The 20,046-nt window shown below is 39.6% G+C and carries 16 protein-coding genes; 10 read left to right on the top strand and 6 right to left on the bottom strand.

Going from position 1 to position 20,046, the window contains the following annotated elements; all coding sequences use genetic code 11:
• Positions 1-10: 10 nt before the first annotated feature.
• Genes AC1DDK_RS15815 through AC1DDK_RS15830 form a run of 4 tightly spaced genes read left to right on the top strand, consistent with a single transcriptional unit; the run spans position 11 to position 8,564 of the window.
• Positions 11-1,252: an eCIS core domain-containing protein gene (locus AC1DDK_RS15815; protein ID WP_337716215.1), complete on the top strand. Its 1,242-nt coding sequence runs from the start codon at positions 11-13 to the stop codon at positions 1,250-1,252.
• Between the two features lie 9 nt (positions 1,253-1,261).
• Positions 1,262-2,770, top strand: a complete 1,509-nt coding sequence (locus AC1DDK_RS15820; RefSeq protein ID WP_337716217.1) for an eCIS core domain-containing protein — start codon at positions 1,262-1,264, stop codon at positions 2,768-2,770.
• Between the two features lie 27 nt (positions 2,771-2,797).
• Positions 2,798-7,732: an eCIS core domain-containing protein gene (locus AC1DDK_RS15825; RefSeq protein WP_337716220.1), complete on the top strand. Its 4,935-nt coding sequence runs from the start codon at positions 2,798-2,800 to the stop codon at positions 7,730-7,732.
• A 10-nt stretch (positions 7,733-7,742) separates the two neighbouring features.
• The gene (locus AC1DDK_RS15830) at positions 7,743-8,564 is read left to right on the top strand and encodes an immunity 49 family protein (RefSeq protein WP_288879322.1); all 822 of its coding nucleotides are present in this window, start codon (positions 7,743-7,745) and stop codon (positions 8,562-8,564) included.
• A gap of 13 nt (positions 8,565-8,577) precedes the next feature.
• Here the strand turns inward: AC1DDK_RS15830 and AC1DDK_RS15835 are convergent, their stop codons facing one another.
• Both AC1DDK_RS15835 and efp read right to left on the bottom strand, forming a co-directional pair.
• Positions 8,578-9,087 carry a response regulator transcription factor gene (locus AC1DDK_RS15835; protein WP_172662911.1) on the bottom strand — a complete coding sequence of 170 codons (510 nt, stop codon included), beginning with the start codon at positions 9,085-9,087 and terminating at the stop codon, positions 8,578-8,580.
• A 690-nt stretch (positions 9,088-9,777) separates the two neighbouring features.
• A complete protein-coding gene (gene efp, locus AC1DDK_RS15840) occupies positions 9,778-10,338 on the bottom strand; it encodes an elongation factor P (protein ID WP_048905497.1) in 561 nt (186 codons plus the stop codon).
• Positions 10,339-10,518: 180 nt separating this feature from the next.
• Between efp and AC1DDK_RS15845 the strand changes: the two genes are divergently transcribed.
• Complete coding sequence (locus AC1DDK_RS15845; RefSeq protein WP_288879323.1) at positions 10,519-11,205, top strand: FAD-binding oxidoreductase; 687 nt, start codon at positions 10,519-10,521, stop codon at positions 11,203-11,205.
• A 10-nt stretch (positions 11,206-11,215) separates the two neighbouring features.
• Here the strand turns inward: AC1DDK_RS15845 and AC1DDK_RS15850 are convergent, their stop codons facing one another.
• Complete coding sequence (locus AC1DDK_RS15850; RefSeq protein ID WP_288879324.1) at positions 11,216-12,820, bottom strand: Na+/H+ antiporter; 1,605 nt, start codon at positions 12,818-12,820, stop codon at positions 11,216-11,218.
• Between the two features lie 122 nt (positions 12,821-12,942).
• On the opposite strand from AC1DDK_RS15850, the gene AC1DDK_RS15855 reads away from it, so the two are divergent.
• A complete protein-coding gene (locus tag AC1DDK_RS15855) occupies positions 12,943-14,322 on the top strand; it encodes a Gfo/Idh/MocA family protein (protein WP_288879325.1) in 1,380 nt (459 codons plus the stop codon).
• Between the two features lie 122 nt (positions 14,323-14,444).
• A complete protein-coding gene (locus tag AC1DDK_RS15860; protein WP_288879326.1) occupies positions 14,445-15,296 on the top strand; it encodes a DUF6515 family protein in 852 nt (283 codons plus the stop codon).
• A gap of 77 nt (positions 15,297-15,373) precedes the next feature.
• On the opposite strand, the gene AC1DDK_RS15865 is transcribed toward AC1DDK_RS15860, so the two are convergent.
• Positions 15,374-16,633, bottom strand: a complete 1,260-nt coding sequence (locus AC1DDK_RS15865; protein WP_288879327.1) for a glycoside hydrolase family 27 protein — start codon at positions 16,631-16,633, stop codon at positions 15,374-15,376.
• A 98-nt stretch (positions 16,634-16,731) separates the two neighbouring features.
• Here AC1DDK_RS15865 and AC1DDK_RS15870 point away from each other — a divergent pair, with 98 nt between their 5' ends.
• The gene (locus AC1DDK_RS15870) at positions 16,732-17,286 is read left to right on the top strand and encodes a GNAT family N-acetyltransferase (RefSeq protein WP_288879328.1); all 555 of its coding nucleotides are present in this window, start codon (positions 16,732-16,734) and stop codon (positions 17,284-17,286) included.
• 64 nt (positions 17,287-17,350) lie between these two features.
• Here the strand turns inward: AC1DDK_RS15870 and AC1DDK_RS15875 are convergent, their stop codons facing one another.
• The gene (locus tag AC1DDK_RS15875) at positions 17,351-17,902 is read right to left on the bottom strand and encodes a fasciclin domain-containing protein (protein WP_172662915.1); all 552 of its coding nucleotides are present in this window, start codon (positions 17,900-17,902) and stop codon (positions 17,351-17,353) included.
• 100 nt (positions 17,903-18,002) lie between these two features.
• On the opposite strand from AC1DDK_RS15875, the gene AC1DDK_RS15880 reads away from it, so the two are divergent.
• The gene (locus AC1DDK_RS15880) at positions 18,003-18,842 is read left to right on the top strand and encodes an isocitrate lyase/PEP mutase family protein (protein WP_337716222.1); all 840 of its coding nucleotides are present in this window, start codon (positions 18,003-18,005) and stop codon (positions 18,840-18,842) included.
• 18 nt (positions 18,843-18,860) lie between these two features.
• Positions 18,861-19,412 carry a DUF1572 family protein gene (locus AC1DDK_RS15885; RefSeq protein ID WP_172662917.1) on the top strand — a complete coding sequence of 184 codons (552 nt, stop codon included), beginning with the start codon at positions 18,861-18,863 and terminating at the stop codon, positions 19,410-19,412.
• A gap of 2 nt (positions 19,413-19,414) precedes the next feature.
• Here AC1DDK_RS15885 and AC1DDK_RS15890 read toward each other — a convergent pair whose 3' ends face one another.
• Positions 19,415-19,999, bottom strand: a complete 585-nt coding sequence (locus tag AC1DDK_RS15890; protein ID WP_288879329.1) for an O-methyltransferase — start codon at positions 19,997-19,999, stop codon at positions 19,415-19,417.
• Between the last annotated feature and the right edge of the window lie 47 nt (positions 20,000-20,046).

Here is a 20,046-nt window from a genome sequence, read left to right on the forward strand (position 1 = left end):
ATATTAGGCTATGAAAGATGTTGCCGTATCAGAGTCTGTTGTAACACCAATGGCAGCAGCTCATCAAGACGAGATGCTACAGCAAAGTGAAGTTGCTGCTGATAAAACCGGTGCCGACATTTTTTTTCAAGCAAAACTGACGGTAGGATCGCCTAATGATCCTTTGGAAGATGAAGCCGACGCAATGGCAGATCAGGTAATGCGTATGCCCAAAAGTTCATTCATTCAGCGAAAATGCAGCCATTGCGAAGAAGAAGAGAAAGCACAGCGAAAACCTTTAGTTGCTGGAATAACTACAGGTATCCAGGCAAAAGCTGAAAATAGTTCAACAGTAAGCAATCAGGTTTCAGATGCCATAGAATCTTCGCGCGGTGCCGGAAGTAAAATGGATACGGAAACAAATAGCTTTATGAGCAGCCGTTTCGGAAGTGATTTTAGCGATGTTAACATTCATACAGACAATCAGTCGGTACAATTAAGCAACAACCTTAGCGCTAGAGCCTTTACCGTTGGAAACGATATTTATTTTAATCAGGGAGAATATCAGCCACAGTCCGACAAGGGAAAACATTTGCTTGCTCATGAGTTGACTCATACCCTACAACAAGGGAAAGATTCATCTATAAAAAGTAAAAGATTGGTTCAAAGAACTACCGTTGGAGCAATATTAGATGAATTCTTTTCCCCATTCTCTAGTGCTACGCAATGGGATATGCCCGAAGGTGATAACTACACTACAATAGTTAGAGGCTGGCAACCTGTAATTGATGGACTTAATTCAATAAAAGCAAATATTTCATCGGATTGTGCAGCGTGGGCAGCCAGCCATCGAACAGACTCTTCATGGCACGCCGGAATGACCAAGCCTCCTGTAACAGATCCTAATGCTTATCCACTTTGGGTTTCAAGCCCTCCAGGTACAGATCCCGAGACGTGTAGAAATGCCTTTATACTTTATCAAAGCTCAAGACTAGTGGGGCCTAGTGTACAATCCATGGATTTATATACATGTTCAATTGGTTCTTTCGGCCTGTATGTAACTGTAGATTCCATTAACTGCAGATCTCACACTGCTACAATAAGGGTTTGGATGTACAATACAATGGATCAATCATCATTTGGAAGATTTGCAAGCTATTTTCCGCTAAGTGGCATGGAGCCCCAATATATGTGGTGGAACTGGGACGAAGAAATTAGCTGGACTGGGGCTGGAGTAACTACAGCTCCAGAGAGCGGTAGCAGTGACTGGTAATAATAAACTATGAAGGGTACAGGCAAATCGCACAACACTGCAAATCAACACACAAAAGATGCTGATACTCCCAAACCTGCATCATTTCAAAATGAAGACAGTAAAAGTAATTCAACTGATCAGCTGATTTACCGCAACCAGCCAAAACTAAAAGCAGAAGTTAACGAGCAAATTGAGGCATCAAGGGGTACCGGAATGCAAATGGATAAAGAGACACAAAGCTTTATGGAAAGCCGGTTTGGAACCGGCTTTTCTGACGTTAATATCCATAGTGGAACTGATGCCAGTCAACTTTCTGCCTCATTGCATGCCCGGGCATTCACCGTTGGTAAGGATATCTATTTTAATGAAAATATGTATCGACCAAATTCTGCAGAGGGTAAGCATCTACTTGCTCATGAGTTAACACATACCATACAACAAAACGGAAATACAATACAACGTTCACCAATGCCAGGAGAGGACACCGTGCAAAATCTCGAATCATATGATGCAGCAACGAGACAGAACATCCGTTACGATATCGGTTTCAATCTTCAAACAAACATTTCTTTGTTTTTCCAGAAAGGTATTGTTAGAGATGTGCGCTCAGGATACAATGTTACATATGTAGTAAAAGGTTTTGATCCGACAGAGGCGTGGGTTGAAAGTGCAATGAGAGCATTGATACTTTATAATTTTAACTTAAACAAAGATGCAACAGAGGCCGCCATCACCAATATTTCTACGGTACAACACGTAGATCTGAGTGGAGAAACAAATCCGGCAGATGCAAAAATAAAAGGTCCTGATGCTATAGTTCGATTCACATCAACTGAGTTCGATGTTAGTGGAAAGGGGGCCAATAAAATGAAAAACGTTCAATTAGCTGTAGAAAAACTGAGCAATTTTACTGCTCGTACGAATACTGAAACTCCAGCTCAAAGGCGCCAGAGGTATGAAACGACCTACCAGATAACTAATGCAGTTCCTGTAACAAGCGATCCGTTAGCCGATTTATCAAAGACCATGAGCGACTCAAAATTTGATCAGGTATTAGAAGCTTTAGATATAGTGCCAACAGCCATTTTAAGCAAGGCCACGGGTATACCTGTCCATTTGGGACAAAGCCCAAAAGGGCCCAAAAACGAGTCTGCAGAATATAGTCAGATCAAGCCTAAAGACAGTACGGATTGGAAGAGAAGAATTACAGTTTATGGTGATTTTTTCAGCGCTACATTGCCTCAAAAAGCATTTATAATGGCCCACGAATTTGGTCATGCACTAGATAATAGGCCAAATGAAGGTTCTGGCGGAAAAGGAGGTGAGGCCTTAAGCGCTGATAAGGCAAAAGGCAGTTTTACAGAAGCATTAGGAAAAGATGGTGGCTTGCGTAAGGGGATGAGTGAATATGCTGCAACAAAAACTTCAGAAAGTGAATATTTTGCCGAAGCATTTTCTATGTACATTAATCAGCCAGCTACTTTAAAAGCGCTTCGCCCTAATATCTACGCTTATTTCCTGGCTCAGTATCCATAACTCCATATTACATCAATTTAAATTAAAGTGAAACAAGATTCTGTTTCCGAACCTATTATTGCACCTGCTGCGTCTGCCAGACAGGAGAGTCTGCAACAAAATGAACTCTTGCAGGCCGATGGCGAAGCCTCGTTCTTTTTGCAAACAAAATTGAATGTTGGTGGTCCTGATGATCCGTTTGAAAAAGAGGCAGATGCTGTTGCTGATAAAGTTATGCGTTCAAGCAGTGCAAACTTTGTCCAACTTAAATGTGCCGCATGTGAGGAAGAGGAAACCATCCATAAAAAACCTCTTTCTACAAATATTACTCCCTTTGTTCAAACAAAAAGTAATGGTGAGTTTAAAGTTAGTGATCATCTAACTTCCTCAATAGAAAATAGCAGGGGTAATGGCTCCGCTATGGATAACCAAACTAAATCCTTTATGGAAAACAGGATTGGTGCAGATTTTGGTTCAGTAAAAATACATTCGGGGCAAGAATCGGTACAAATGAACAGGGAACTTAATGCCCAGGCTTTTACCACCGGAAACGACATCTATTTCAACGAGGGAAAATACCGCCCGGAAACCGATGATGGTAAACGATTACTTGCACACGAACTTACACATGTTCTACAGCAAACTGCCCCTGTTACAGATAAGGCTGTGCAAAGGAAACAAGACACAACCTTTGATCCTGCCGCCAAAGCCACACAAACCGGAGAGATTGAGCCGCAGAAAAATGAAACTTATAAAAAGGATATTTCAGGAACGGCTAATAATCAGGGTTCTCAAACTCTTCCGCCGGATGAGTCATCCAAAGGTGGATCCAGTATTAGTAAGGCTGCCACTTCAACATCTAAAACAGCAGAAAAACCGGCAACTTCACCAATAGGAAATGATACTCCTAAAACAGCTGGCGCAAAAGGTGTTGCAGCAGAAAGCTTAGCAGAAGAAAAACCAACTATAACAGCAACGGATAATCCTGGCGATATGTTGGTTATCCTACAATCAACTCCGGCTACCCAGTTACCAGAAACATTAAATCAGGCAAAAGGCATCTCATCTCAAAGTATGCAGATGCAAAAAGACAAAGCTTTAGAACTTGTGCCTACCGTTGCAGAAAGTACAGGCAGTGCTTATGGCGAAAATAATAAAGCAAAGGCAAAACACATTGCCTCAAAGGCCAGCGCAACAGTTAAAAATAAATTTGAAGGCAAAGGCGATTGGCAGCCACCGGCTGTAGAGGAAGTTGCTATTCCTCCACAAGCAAGATTTGTTCCTTCAGGACTTTTATCACGATTTGGAAATAGCGAGGGATCTGAAAACATAACAGGAGCAGCTCAAAATGAACTGGGTAACATTAATTTAGATACCAGCAATTTGCCGGATGAATTAGGCGCTGCCCCTGAACTTACTTTAACAGGTGAAGCCAGCATAAATAATCTATCTGAAGAACAGGAAGAACAAACAGCAGATCTATTAATAGCAAAGAACAATGCTCAGAAAGAAATTCAAAATGATTTTGGCGAAAATGATGTAATACAAAAACCTGGAAAAGAAAAAATAAAAAGTAAGCATCGATTCAAAAAAACACAGGGTGTGAATTCTACAACATTAGGCACCGGATCAAACCTATCACCAGAGATCGCAGCAAGGCTTGATGCATCACTTGCAGGCCAGGCCTCACTAAAAATAGGAGAGCAATCGCAAAAATATCAACAGGATGAAGCCGCTTATCAACAAAAATTGATTGTTGAGAAACAAAAAACGGATGAACAAATTAGTGATGAAACGATTAAATCGAAAACATCGCAAAACAAAGCCCAACAAAACGCACAGAAACAGGTTGCAGAATCCAGAATTGATTGGCAAAAACAACTGGATGCCACAGAAACCGATTTCAAAACAAAAGCTACAAATAGCGCGATAGAGCATATTGGTAAAATTGGCAAGGAAACTGAAAAAGGGAATACCGAAGCAAAAAAACATTATGATGACGCCAATAAAGAAGCTGCAGAAAAAACCGCGGCAGCTAAGCAAGAGGCAGAAGATAAAAAGAAAAAATCGGAAGAAGAGAGTGGAGGTTTCTTTGGTTGGTTGGCTGATGCTGCTTCTGCACTTATAGACGGTTTAAAAAGAGCTGTAAACTTTATTTTCGATAAGCTTAGGGCTGCACTTAAATGGGTTTTTGAACAGGCCAAAAAACTTGCCATGGCTGCTTTAGAGTTGGCTCGCAAAGCAGTCGTTGGTTTGATAAAAGGCTTTGGTGTTATATTAAAGGGTTTTGTTGATATCGCTTTTGCAGCTTTTCCTACCATACGCGATGCAATTAACACTAAAATTGATGCTGCTGTGGATACTGCAGTCACCGCAACAAATAAAGCTTTTGAGCGGTTTAAACAGATAGTATCAGATATAATAGATGCATTTGCTGAATTCGTTGATACTGCCCTGGCCTTTGTACAAAAAGCCCTTACTGTCGCACTTTCTGTTATCGAAGTTATTGTTGTCGGTTTCCTTAAGGTAATGGCCTTTCTGAATGATATTGAAAGGCAATACAAATTATTTAAAGCCATGATTGATGGATTTCTTCTAATCTGGGATCATCCCGAAATATTAGAAGAAAAAGCAAAAGAGTTTCTAGAGCCTTACATTAAAGACATACCCGGTAGTACCGAAAGTGAAGTCAAAAAAGCTTTGGCATTATTTGGTTTGGCAACAGCCAAACACATTACCGGGATAATGAAATATCTTACTCCAAACATCAACCACTTAATAGGCAACTGGTGGGAAGAGGCCAAAAAGATGATTTGGTTCTTAATTAACCCATTTGCAGACAAAAGTCCATTATATGATGACGCCCCTAAACTCTGGAGATTAATTCCTCAGATGTGGAACGACCTTTGGGATGGTGAGTTTAGTAAAGTGATTGATGGTGGCCTCGAGTGGATGCAGGCATTGAACATGACCATCGGTGCTTTTGCCGGCTGGATAGTTATTGGAGGTACAGTGGTCGGTGCAATTCTGGGCGGTATTTTTGGAGTAGGTGCCGGTGCAATTCCTGGCGCAGGGGCTGGTTTTGAAGTTGGAATAGCTATAGGGGAAGGAATCATGGCATCAATGATTGTTACCGAAACAGCCGTAATTGCCAAATCTGTTTATGATCTTTCTGTAACCGAGGACGATGGAGTAGAATCTACACCGCCACCACCTGCACCTGCAAAAGAAAAAACAGCAGGAGAGGTACATGCCGATGCCGCAAAAGCAGAAGATGGACCAAGGCAATATGCAAGTGGACAAGTTAAAACTGGTCGGGATAGAATATTATATGCCTATCAGCGCATTGCCAATAGTGGTTTAACCCTTGGTGTAATGGTAGCTCTTCTATTACTGGGTGCAATAGGCGGCAAAATTGCACAGGGCTTGCTGGCTGGAATCAAAAAACTAGGTACTGTTATAGGCAAATTGTTGCCTGAGGTAGCGGAAGGATTTAAAGGGGCAGCCGGAGCTTTAAAAGACAGCAAATTTGGACAGGGACTTGCCAAAGCCAGCGAAGGATTTAATGAAGGCAGGGCCGGAATGAAAGAAAAAATCGGTGGTCTTAAAGAGAAAGTTGGATTAGGAGGGGAAGAAAAACCCGGTGCTCCTAAAGAAAAAGCCACCGAAAATGCAAAAACAAATACAGAGCCAACCGCATCTGAGGTTGATACCCCAATAAAACCAGAAGCGGAAACCAAAGTTCCAGAAACTAAGGTTGAACCAGAACCAAAGGTAAAAACTGAGCCTGAGCCAATTGCTGAGCCAGAACCAAAAGTAAAATCGGAAGCTGAACCAATTGCTGAGCCAGAAGCTAAAACGCCTGATCAACAGAAAGGAGAAGACTTTGCCAAAAAAGCTCAAAATGACGAGGGTGTTGTATCTAAAGGGGAAACAGAAGACGGTCACGCTTTAAAAGCCGATAAAGAAGGTCATATAGTAGAATGTTCTAATTGCAAAGTTTATGAGATCAGTCACAGTGAGATGCTGAAGGAAAATCCACAACTGGCAGAAGAATTAAAGGCGATAAGAAAAAGAATGGCTAAAACACCAGAGGATCCGGCGGTGATGCGAGATCTGGAGGCATTCGATAAGAAAATCAAGAAGCTAGAATATGACAGCTTCAGCGCAGGCGGAAAAAAAGCACGGGACATGGGGTTACCAGATGCGGAACCTGGTTACCACTGGCGTCTTAACGGTGAGGGCGAGCCTACCTACGTGAAAAATGGAGCAACAGAAGGCAATCAGCGCGTATATGATCCAGAGTCGAAAACGTTTAAAGATTTTGATGGGAAGACTCCAAGAAAAATAGATGTTGAAGCCAAATATGAGCAGGATCCCACATCTACAAAACCAAAAGATAAGGTAGAAAAAATAGATACAAGTGGGATGACCACTGATGAAGCCAAAAAACTAAAACAAACACAGAAAGAAAGAGCAGATGAAATAATTGAAAGAGACAAACATCCTAAAGGATCAGAAGAATATAATAAGGCAAATAAAAAAGTAATAGACAAGAGTGAGAAATTAGGAGAAGAGGCCGCTGATTTAGCAATGAAGGAAAAATTCGGTCTTGATCCTGATTATACTGGTAAAGGAAGTCGTACCTTAGATAAGGTTTATAGTGAGTCTGTCTATATAGATGAAGCTACCGGCAAGGTTGAGGTTGTTGATAGGGTATCCGTGGTCGAGGCAAAGGGGGGAAGCTCTGATGTAGGAAGCAAAAAGGTGAGCAGCGGCGAAATTGCTGAACAGGGCACAAGACCTTATTTAGAAGAGACAATAAAAGAAATGAAGGCAAGGGGAGGCAAGGATGCTGAAATTGCAGCAAAAATTGAAACTGCACTTGATCAGGGTAAACTGGATTATTATAAGGTATCACAAAAAATCGATGCTAACGGTAATCTTGCTCCGATTGAAATTAAAAAATTTGATATTAAATAGTTATTAAATCATGCACATAACAAGACATTCGTTTAATAAGGAAATTGTAGAAAACAATGTAATACTCAACGACAAGAACATCAATTTATACCTTAAGGAACTAAGTAATAACCACTTGGTTATAAGGGGACTTGAAAGGTTATCTCTCGAAAACCTTTGCTATTCTGCTTCCTTACAATACCCAGTTGATAAGCAGCTATTTTACTTGGATCTATTTATAGATGCATCATTAGCGAAATATCAAATCGCCACAAACATAGGTAACTCAATTGAAATTAATTTAACAGGGACTAAGCACCAGATTTTACCTGAGGATGTAGATTATTCCGTTTCTGAGCAAAACTGGATAACAGGCTATATGGCCGCCCTGGCCCGACGAAAAATGCAAATTGTACATGCATTTTGTGCTATTGATTTAGATTTTGTTAATCAAAAGAAAAGAACCAAAGGAGGGGCCTATAGTCTATTATTTGCCAAATTTCTACAACGCTTATTCGTTAAAGGAGAACCTCACGGACAAAATCTTTTGGCCGCAGCAAATGAAATAAAAAAAGATAAAATGCCAGAGCCAACATATGAATACGCTTTGTTTATTGATGGCCCTGTGATAGATATGTTTACTCCAATTTTCATGAACGATGAGAAAGATTTCAATGAGACACTATTAAGCGCATTGGAATTGTACAAAAAATATTGGAGCAAGGAACAGATGAATATCCCCAATGGATTAATTTCCTTACCCATTACGGCCTTAACAGTTATGGCAAAGGATTATGATCTAAATATAAAACACACATCAGATTACTTGCTGCAATATTTAATAGATAACTAGAGCTTATTTTAACTTAAAGCACGCCGTTTTTAACCGCGATATCTACAAGCTGCAGGAAGTTTTTACATTTTGACCTCATGAGCATATTTCTCCTGTGATTATTAATGGTATTGATACTGATATGAAGCTGGTCTGCAATCTCTTTACTTCCCATTCCCTGACTTGCTAATTTCAAAACATCAATTTCCCGTTTACTGAGTATATCTTCTGTTTTCTGCAGGAAATAAGACTTGTTCTCAATCACTGATTTCTCACCACCAGCCTCGTGCCTTTCTATTAAATGATTAATTTTCGAATCATTTTTAAAATAGGTTAGGTCAGTAAGTGAATTAACAGAAGCTATCGGCATTCTATAATACTCATTAAAAAGATAGTGCGTACACTGTACTACTGATGACCATGAGTCATCGCCATTTTTTATTCGAAAGTTTGTAGTGAAAGTATATTTCACATCTTTTTCCTGCTTACGATTGGCTAGAAAAGCCATTTGATCTGGGAATATTTGCTCATCAAAAATTTTCATATCCTCCCGGTTTCTGATTCTATTTAGGAATAGAAAGTCCGCCTTTAATAAAAATTCATAAGAATATCCTAAAAAATGGCTTGTACGAGATGGTCTGAAACAGTTGGAGTTTTCGATATAATCACTTACATAATAAATTGAAGGAAAAAAATTATTATTCAATGATTCACTATCAAAGTGCAGAAGGATCCTTTCTGCTTCTGAAAATTGCACACCAAGCCTATTTCGCGAGTGTTTTAAAAAATCAAAGTATGATGATGTTTTAGGATCTTTCATATCAGCTTCGTTTAGTAGAGAAATCAATTAATTATCTATTAAATACTACCTGCAAAGGCATACGGAGTAATCCGTGTTGGCAGATAAAATTTAGGGTAACAAAGATGACAATGTCAATTTAAGGCGTACTTAAATAAGATCAGGGTCAGACGGTTTCCTGTTGTTCTTGGATTTTAGATTTTTCATAGCAAATAGGCGATTAGATTATGCTCTAAAATTAGAATATAGATCGCTATTATTTCCAGAAAAACATGTGAATGGAGCACCTTAGTTATCAAATACAGGTTATGAGTATTTGAATGGTTTTTTGAGCGGAAATTTAGTAAAATCGATATTCGATCAGCACATCTCTGCGTTAAATCGAATATCGAATGAGGCCATTGTAAGCCGCTTGTAATGAAAAACTTTTGAATCTTATTTTACGCGTTCAACGTATTCTCCGGTGCGTGTATCCACCTTTATCTTATCACCTTGGTTCACAAACAGAGGCACCTTCAGCTCTACTCCATTTTCAGTAGTAGCATACTTCAAGGCTCCAGAAGAGGTATCGCCTTTAACGGCTGGCTCAGCATATGTAATTTCCAGTTCTACAAAGTTTGGAGCCTGAGCCATTATTGGCTCTTCACTTTCAAAAGAAACAATTACATCCATTCCTTCCTTAATAAACTTTGCCGATGGTCCGAATAGTGACTTAGGTACATTAAACTGTTCAAAACTAACATTATCCATTACCACAAAATAATCTCCCTCTTCATATAAATATTGGAAATCATTAGTCTCAACACGACAAATTTCAACCTGCTCATCAGTTCCTAAACGTGCTTCAACAATTCTTCCAGTTTTAATATTACGAAATTTACCTAAGTAAAAAGCGCCACCTTTGCCAGGTGTACGGTGTAAGAACTCTATAACTGTTACCAGTTCGTTATTGAAACGTAAAATATTTCCCACTTTAATTTCGGATGCCTTTGCCATAAAAATGTATTTCTAAAATTTGAGCCCAAATATATATGCTTTTTGCGTATTTATATGCCTTAATAATTAAAGGATTTAATGCAAAATGATCTCAAATTTTTTTTATCTTGATCATAAAACAGCATAATTTTATATGCTTTAAAGTTGACGCATCTCCAACACAAGTAAACAACCGTAGCTATGGAAGAGCCTGTTAACACAAATCAACACATTGTTAAAATATTGAGCGTTGAAAACGTCACGCATAATGTAAAGCGGTTTACCGTCGAAAAACCAGCCAATTATACTTTTATACCCGGTCAGGCTACCGATGTAGCTATTAACAAACCAGCACTAAAATCTATGGTTGGTCCATTTACTTTTACCTCTCTTAACCAGGCAGAATACCTTGAGTTCACCATCAAGATTTATAAAGACCATGATGGTTTAACAAACAAACTCTCTTCTCTAAATCCAACAGATGAATTAATCATCCATGATGTATTTGGAACCATAAATTACAAAGGTTCAGGTGTATTTATTGCAGGTGGCGCAGGTATCACTCCATTTTTAGCAATACTCAGACAACTTAAACTTGATGGCTCACTGCAGGGAAACAAACTATTATTTGCCAACCATAATGAGAGCGATATCATACACAAAACCGAGTTAAAATATTTGCTTGGGGACAATTATATTGATGTATTAAAAGATCCGTTAGACCCGAAAACACAAAGTGGGATAATTGACCAGAATCTTCTAGAAAAATACATTGGTAATCGAGAAAAGTGGTATTACATATGTGGGCCAGATGCATTTACCGCAGCAATGGTCGATAATCTTAAAAATCTTGGAGTGGATAAATCTCACATAGTTATAGAAGAATAATACAACTCAATTAGTGTTTGTTTAACCTTGCCTCTTCAAGATCAAGGTTATCCTCCATATCGCGCAGCACTTCATGATCATATTGCTTAGTAGCTTTGAGTCTTTTAAGGCCAGCTCTCCTTAGTGTAACCAACTCAAGCATGATCTTTCTATAGAGTTTCCTCACTGAGCCAACTTCTTCCTTTTGCGTTTGCTCAAGCAATGTACGCTCAGTTGCCCTGATGCTCCGTTCCAACTGCTCTTTAATTCTGGCAATTGTTTCAAACTGGCTCATCTCATTACTATATTTTTCATCAAGATGCTCAACGCACTCCCTGGCAAGTTGCAAACGTATTGATTCAATCTGATCTTCTTCTGGTACCCCCTCATCTATCTCTTCAATCTTTAGCCACTTCAGGAACAAAGGCAATGTTAATCCCTGAAAAATTAACGTAACAAGTATTACAATAAATGTGATAAACAGAATCATATTGCGATGTGGGAAAGCTTCGCCCGTATCTAAAGTTAAGGGAATTGCGAGTGCTGATGCAAGAGAGACAACGCCACGCATTCCAGCCCATCCAATGATAAAAGGCAGCTTTAAACCCGGACTCTTTTCTTTCTTTCTGATTTTTGCACTTATAAATCTCGGGATAAATCCAGCCACATATACCAGAATGATTCTAACAACAATTACTATGGCGCTAATGAGAAGTCCATATTTAATGGCCTCTTCCATAGAATAATCTTCCAAACCTTCAACAATAACAGGTAATTCCAGCCCAATCAAAATAAAGACAAAACCATTTAATAAAAAGCCTACTGTAGCCCATACTTCTTTGGCCTGTAAACGTGTATGATAATTAAGGAAATCGTTGGAGCGGAATGAAAGAAACAAACCGCCGCTTACTACTGCTAAAACACCAGACCAATGAAACTCTTCTGCAACAATATACATCAGATACGGAGCAATTAATGTGATAGGGGTAGTAATGCTCGACGATTTAGCCCAATACCTCAATACAAAATACAAAATATGAGCAATAAAAAGCCCCACAACTACCCCCATAAGTGCTAACACAAAAAAGTCAGTCACTGCCTCCTGCAAAACAAATTGCCCTGTAAGAATAGCAGCAATTGCAAACCGGAATACAGTTAAAGAAGCGGCATCGTTAACCAAACTTTCGCCCTCTAAAATGGTTAAGCCTCTCTTGGGCATATTTAAACCTTTCAATACAGAAGTTGCAGCAACGGCATCAGGAGGAGAAATAATTCCTCCAAGCAGGAAACCAAATGCAAGTGTAAATCCCGGTATAATATTTACAGAAAAGTAAGCAATGGCCAACGAGGTAATTAACACCAATCCAAAACCCAACAAAAAGATTGATCTTTTCCATTTCCAGAAATCATTCCAGGAAGTATACCACGCGGCCTCAAATAAAAGTGGTGGAAGAAAAATAAGAAATACAATATCTGGATGTACACTTATTGATGGTACCCCGGGAATAAAACTAATTGCTAAACCTCCTATTACCAGGAAAATAGGATAAGAAATTTTCCAGCGTTGACTTAACAGGTAAAGTAACGCCATGGCAAAAAATAACGCAAGAATTAAAAGGAGATTTTGATGTATCATAGAGGAAATAAAGATAGCAAAAAATTCTTTTTCAACTTGTGTATACAAGTGTGAGTTTTTCTTTTATATTTGTTATTAAGCTACTAGTAACCAGACAGTAGCTTAAACCAAATATACCTCTTATGGACACAAATGAACAAAAACCACAGGTTTCCCGTAGAAATTTCTTGATGTCTGCTGCTGCCGTAGCCATAGTGCCATCATTTTTAATGAATGCTTTTACCGCTTCGGCAAAAGCTCCGGCTGGCAAGCTCAGGCATGCCTGTATCGGCGTAGGTGGGATGGGTGGCTATGATCTGTCAAATTTTAAGTCGCACCCAGATGTAGAGATCGTAGCCATTTGTGATGTTGATGCTGATATCCTAAAAAAGGCAGCTGAAGGTATTCCGGGAGTCAGGACCTATGCAGACTGGCGGGAATTGTTAAAGAAGGAAGGAAAAAACATTGACTCCGTAAATGTCTCGGTGCCAGATCACATGCACTTCTCTATTGCCTACAAAGCGATCAAGGCAGGCAAACATGTTTATTGCCAAAAACCACTTTGCCATGATGTGGCTGAAGTAAGATCTCTTACTAAAGCTGCTATCAAAGCAGGAGTAACCACTCAACTGGGTACCCAGATCGCTTCATCAGCATGTGACCGTACTGCAGTGCAGCTGATCAAAGATGGAGCAATCGGCAAGATCAAACATGCTTATTTATGCTCAAACAGATCTGGTGCAGTAGAATTCAGGATGGTAGAACCTCAGCCTGCACAAAACCCGCCCGCAAACTTAAGCTGGGACCTCTGGCTGGGTACGGGACCGGTAAGACCTTACGCCCCGGGCATATATCACCAGGCCAAATGGAGGTCATGGCAAGATTTCGGAACAGGATGGTCAGGAGATATTGGGTGCCATATCTTTGATGCAGTCTGGAAGGGGCTAGGACTAAAAGCCCCGGTATCTGTACAGGCGGAAGTTCATCAGGGCTGGAAAAATTCGCCTGACAAAAGAAAAGAGAACTGGCCATGGGCCGATCACATCACCTGGGTTTTTCCCGGAAATTCCTTTACTGAATCTGAAAAGCTGACCCTTGAATGGTTTGACGGTGAGATGTTTCCGCCAGAGGACGTCCGTAAATTATATACTCCCGGCAAATATCCCGAAGAATGTGCCCTGCTGGTCGGTACCGATGGCGCTTTGCTAATCCCGCATGGCGGAGAAAAGCCGATATTGCTGCCGGAAGATAAATTTAAGGACAAAGAGGTGCGTAAAATCGAAGGCCGGAACCACTATCACCATTTTGTAAATGCCTGCCTGGGTGGAGAAAAAACGGAATCGCATTTTGCACAGTCGGGTCCCATGACCGAGGCTATATTACTGGGTACCGTTGCTATTCGTGTACCCGATCAGTTGCTGCAATGGGATGCTGAGAACATGAAGTTTCCAAACTATCCTGAAGCTAATAAATACATCAGAAGGAAATACCGAAAAGGATGGGAGATCGAAGGCGAATTTTAATTAGAGGGGGGAGAAAACGAATTGGATTATCATTAATTTGTCAGTTTAAAGCAATTGATTAATAAGAAATAATCCTTTTCGTTTATATTATGTCTTATGGTTATATATAGATATAATATATTATGAAAACCTTGAATTTCAAATCATTAATTATAGCTGGGTCTATAATCCTGATCAGTGGATTAACAACTAACAACGTTTTAGCACAAAGATCTTCTCGTGGCAGTGGTGGTGGTGGCGGTAGTCATGTATCAGCGGGTGGGGGAAGCAGACCATCAAGACCGTCTCAAGGAAATATATCTGGCGGCACAAGACCGTCAAGGCCATCAATAGGCAGTGGATCGCGTCCTGATTACAGACCAAGTCGTCCGGCCAATAGACCTGGTTATGGCTACAGGCCAGGCTATGGTTACAGACCAGGTTACCACTACAGACCAGGTTATTCTTATCGCAGACCTTACTACGGATACTATTATAATTACTATAGACCATTTTTAGGCATCAGTTTAAGCGTATTGCCTTATGGTTATTACCCATTCTATTTTGGTGCAGATCAATTCTACTATTCAGGAGGATTCTTTTACAGACAGTACGACGAGGGATATAAAGTAGTTGTGCCTCCGGTAGGTGCTCAGGTACCAAGCATTCCTTCTGAAGCAAAACAGATCACTATTAATGGCCAAACCTATTACGAATATAAAGGGGTTTATTACAGCACAACTGTGGATGCTGATGGTAAAACTGTTTATGTGGTGGCAGGTAAAGATGGTGTATTAGATACCGACAATGGTGCTGTTACAGACGACACCAGCAACTTACCTCAGGTAGGAGATGTTGTAAATCAGTTGCCAGAAGGTACAAGAGATGTGATGATCAAAGGAGCACAATATTACGTTTCTGAAGAAGGTGTTTATTACGAGAAAATAGTGGACGGCGATAACATCACTTATAAAGTTATAGGAATTGGTAACTAAAGCAGTCGTCATCTTGAATTTATTTCAGGATGACCGGAGTACAAACAAGGCCGATAATGATATCGGCCTTGTTTGTTTTATTTATCAGTACTACTCAGCCTAAACAACTTAGTTTCATGACTCAATACCCTGCCACTCCATTTTTTGCCATTACCCACAGCCTTATGCAACCATAGATCATTGATTTTATAAGAACCATCCAACCCTAAATCCTTCCAATTCAAACTAAGGGACTCAGCAGATGCTCCGCGATTCAAAATAGCAATAGCATAATCACCATTTTTAAGCGGCTTCACAAAAACATTCCAATTGCCTTTATTAATCTTACGTTCTGCTTGTTTACCAAGCGCATCCTGATTTATAGCAATAACGTCTTCATTCAGCAAAATTCTTTTAGTTGCCTCACTCATAATACGTAAATCATTAGTAGCTACCAAAGGAGCGGTCATTATACTCCACAAACTCATTTGACTTTGATATTCAGTCTCTGAGCAACCTTTACCACCTAAGTCGCCCGAGGGTCCTTTTTTACCATTTAAGCCTATTACAAGCATATCAAAATCATTCCATCCACCCGGACCAGCATATTGAGCCAGATCAGCATTTACATCAACAATATCCATTATCCCGGCACCTATACTATGTAAATCATTAGGATCTTTCCATGGTTTTAATGCAGCCCATTTATCACGCACATCTGCAGTAGTACGCCATAATTGCCCTCCGGCATTTTTTGCCCAAAGCCATGGTTTTCTATTACCCCATTCGCAAATACCTAGCGCAATTTCCCTACCGCTATTCCTTAATGCATCAGCCATTTTTTTATACCTTACAACAGCAGTTGCAGAATCTGCAGGCGCATCACAATAATCATATTTAAGGTAATCAATACCCCACGAAGCAAATGTTTTAGCATCCTGCTCCTCAAAATTCAAACTCGCTGTATAACCCGCGCAGGTTAACTGCGCCGCATCAGAATAAATACCCAATTTAATTCCTTTTTCATGCACATAATCAGCCAGTGACTTTACACCAGATGGGAATTTCAAGGGGTCGGCAATAATTTGATTACGGTTATCTCTGCCGCCTTGCCATCCATCGTCTATCATCAGGTAATTGTAGCCTGCTTTCACCATTCCTGAACTTACCATTGCATCGGCCATTTCCTTAATATCTTTTTCATTTATCTTATCTGCGAAGTAGTTCCATGTCATCCATCCCATAGGAGGAGTAGCCGCCAGTTCAGGTTTATCATTGAAATTTACCTGAGCAATTCCTGAAAATGTACTTAGCCAAAATGCAATAACCAAGGAACCTGCAATTATTTTATTATTCATTTCTGTGTTTGGTTTATTCTGTTTAGCTTAAAAACAATGCTACCAAATATAGATGCTCTTACTAGAATTTAGCACAAAAAAATATTTAATTTTATGAAATGATAAGACAAGCTTTAGCCACAGATGCACCTCAAATAGCAAGATTAATTATTCATGCAATGGAAGATCTGGCATCAAAGTTTGTTGGCCAATCGGATCCTTTAAAGGCTATACCTCTATTTGAGCATTTTGCGGGCTTGCGTGGCAATCAGTACAGCTACGAAAATATGCTTGTATATGAAGATGAATCGGGTATCTGTGGAGCTATTAGTGGCTACGATGGGGCAGACCTCAACCTGCTCAGGTCACCTTTCCTGAATTATATTGCATCATCATATAACTTTAAGGATATCCCTGAAGATGAAACACAACCGGGTGAGTTCTATATCGACTGTATTAGTGTTGCCGCAAACAAACAGGGGCAAGGTATTGGCAAAAAGTTAATCAACGCTATGGTAGGGCAGCTGACTAACTCAAAACACACTAAAGCAGGGCTATTGGTGAGTAAGGATAATCCTAATGCCGAAAGGCTCTATACAAATTTAGGCTTTAAGATCGCGGACGAAAGGCAATTTATGGGAGGTACTTATTATCATATGCAATGCGCAGTCTGACAATAAAAAAACGCCTCACATGCTAGTATGGGCGTTTTTCTCGTCGAAGTTAAACTGATATATCTTAATTCGGCATTAATACCGTATCAACAACATGGATAACTCCATTTTTCTGATAAACATCTGCAATAGTAACAGTACTCATTCCACCTTTTTCGTCTTTAAGAACTAATTTCTTGCCATCCATCCAGGCCCACAACTTGCCTCCCTGAACGGTAGTCAGTTCAGCTTTACCATTACCATCCTTAATGGCTTTTGCTATTGCTTTAGAATCCATTTTACCAGCAACCACATGATAAGTTAATATCCTGGTTAACACATCTTTGCTTTCAGGTTTTACCAGCGTTTCAACTGTTCCTGCTGGTAATTTATCAAAAGCTGCATTTGTTGGCGCAAATACGGTAAAGGGCCCTGCACTTTTTAATGTTTCTACCAATCCTGCTGCTTTAACCGCAGCTACCAGTGTGGTGTGGTCTTTTGAATTAACCGCATTGTCAACAATATCTTTAGTCGAATACATATCCGCACCGCCAACCATTGGATTTTTTTGCGCATAAACTTGTGTCGAAAATGCCATAACTATTATGGCAAATACAGATTGAATTACTCTTTTCATTTTAGATTTTGATTTGATAACACTTACGCAAATCAAGACAGGTTTGGTTTTCGTGATATAAAATAATTAAATTTATGCATGAGCATTTTACAGTACCAGTATGAGAACAGAAAATTCATTTCAATGCAGAGCTGAAGAGTTTAGAGCCTTACATCAACGAGCCGGTATATTTGTAATTCCCAATCCATGGGATGCAGGATCGGCAAGAATATTAGAAACGTTAGGATTTAAAGCACTTGCAACAACAAGTGCTGGTCTTGCTTATTCGCTTGCAAAGCCAGATGGCCATGCCGCTATTACTCGCGAGCAAACTTTACAGAACGTACAAAGTATTATTAATGTAACAGATTTGCCTGTATCCGCCGACTTAGAGAATGGATTTGGCGACGATCCTTTAAAGTGTGCACAAACCATCAGACTTGCTGCAAATACCGGATTGTCTGGAGGTTCTATTGAAGATGCCACCGGGGATCCTAACGACCCCATTTATCCTTTTGAACTTTCTGTTGATCGTATAAAAGCCGCAGTTGAAGCTGCACGCAGCCAACCTTATCCTTTCACACTAACAGCCAGGGCAGAGAACCTGATACACGGGCGCCCTGATCTTAAAGATACCATTAAAAGGCTTGTTGCCTATGCAGATGCAGGTGCCGATGTTTTGTTTGCACCAGGTTTAAAAACTAAAGAAGAAATAGAAACAGTTGTAAAAGCAGTTTCTCCTAAGCCTGTAAATGTAATTATGGGATTGGCCGGAGACAATTTTTCGCTTAATATGCTGGAAGATATGGGTGTAAAACGTGTAAGTGTGGGCTCTTCTTTAGTTAGAGCTGCCTACGGTGGTTTTTTTAAAGCAGTTGAAGAAATACTTCAAAAAGGAACATTCAGCTTTGCTGATGATGCAAAACCATATGCTGATCTTAATAAGCTGTTTAGCAACTAAGAAGAGAACTTAAAAAGAATGGACAATTATCTGGAAAGTGTAAAGAAACAATTTCTTTACTATAAGCAACTCGGAGAGAAAGCAATGGAGCAACTGCAAGAGCAAGACCTGTTCTGGCAATGCAATGAAGAAAGCAATAGCATTTCAACCATAGTTAATCACCTGTCAGGAAATATGTTATCCCGATTCACAGACTTTTTAACTTCAGATGGAGAAAAGCCATGGCGAAACAGGGATAATGAATTTGAGTCTAAAATAACAAGCAAGGAAGAATTAATAAAGCTTTGGAATAAGGGGTGGGATTGCCTGCTAAATGCCATTAATCAGCTTGACGATGATGACCTAAATGCGATAATCTATATCAGAAATGATGGGCACACTGTTACCGAAGCAATTAACAGACAACTTGCTCATTATCCTTATCATATTGGCCAGATTGTTTTTATAGCCAAAATGAGAAAAAATGAAGAGTGGAAAACCTTATCTATTGCCAGAAACAAATCGGCAGATTACAATGCACGAAAGTTCTCAAATGAAAAAGAGAAACGCCATTTTACTGATGATCTTTAAAATTAATTATCTTTTTTAGTTGCAATAACAATTCCTGTTGCCCAGCATTGCTTGGTTATAAGCAGATCATTCCTTTTTTCTAAATCTTCTATTAGCTTAATTGCTTTTTCCTGATGGCCCTCAGGCCAGTTTGGCTGCGGCAACATATCATCAATAATGTAAAATGCACCCGGATTTAACATGTTAATCACCTCATCAAGCATTAAGTATTTCCCGTGCCATGTATCAGCGAAGATATAATCAAACTTCAGGTCTTTATTCTGCTCAACCCATTCACCACCATCAATACATTCCAAGCCAAGCCTGTTATCCTCGGCAAGAAAACGCGATGCTACAGATAAATAATTAGGATCATTATCAATGGAGATTAAGGTAGCTTCCTTGTCCATCCCGTCAAGAATCCATGAGGTTGACAAGCCTGTTCCGGTTCCCAGTTCTAAAAATCTGCCGCCAGGCTTTGTACCAGCTAATGTTCTTAATAAAGAGCAAGTTAATACATCAGATGCCATTGAAAATTCGGTATTCTTTGTTGCTTCGTCTATAGCTAAATAAGCATCTGGATAAGTCTGTTTAATTTGTTCTATCACAAATATTTGGTTTATGGGTATACTCATTAATTAACTTTGTGAAGATA

The organism is Pedobacter sp. 05T44 (assembly GCF_056395985.1).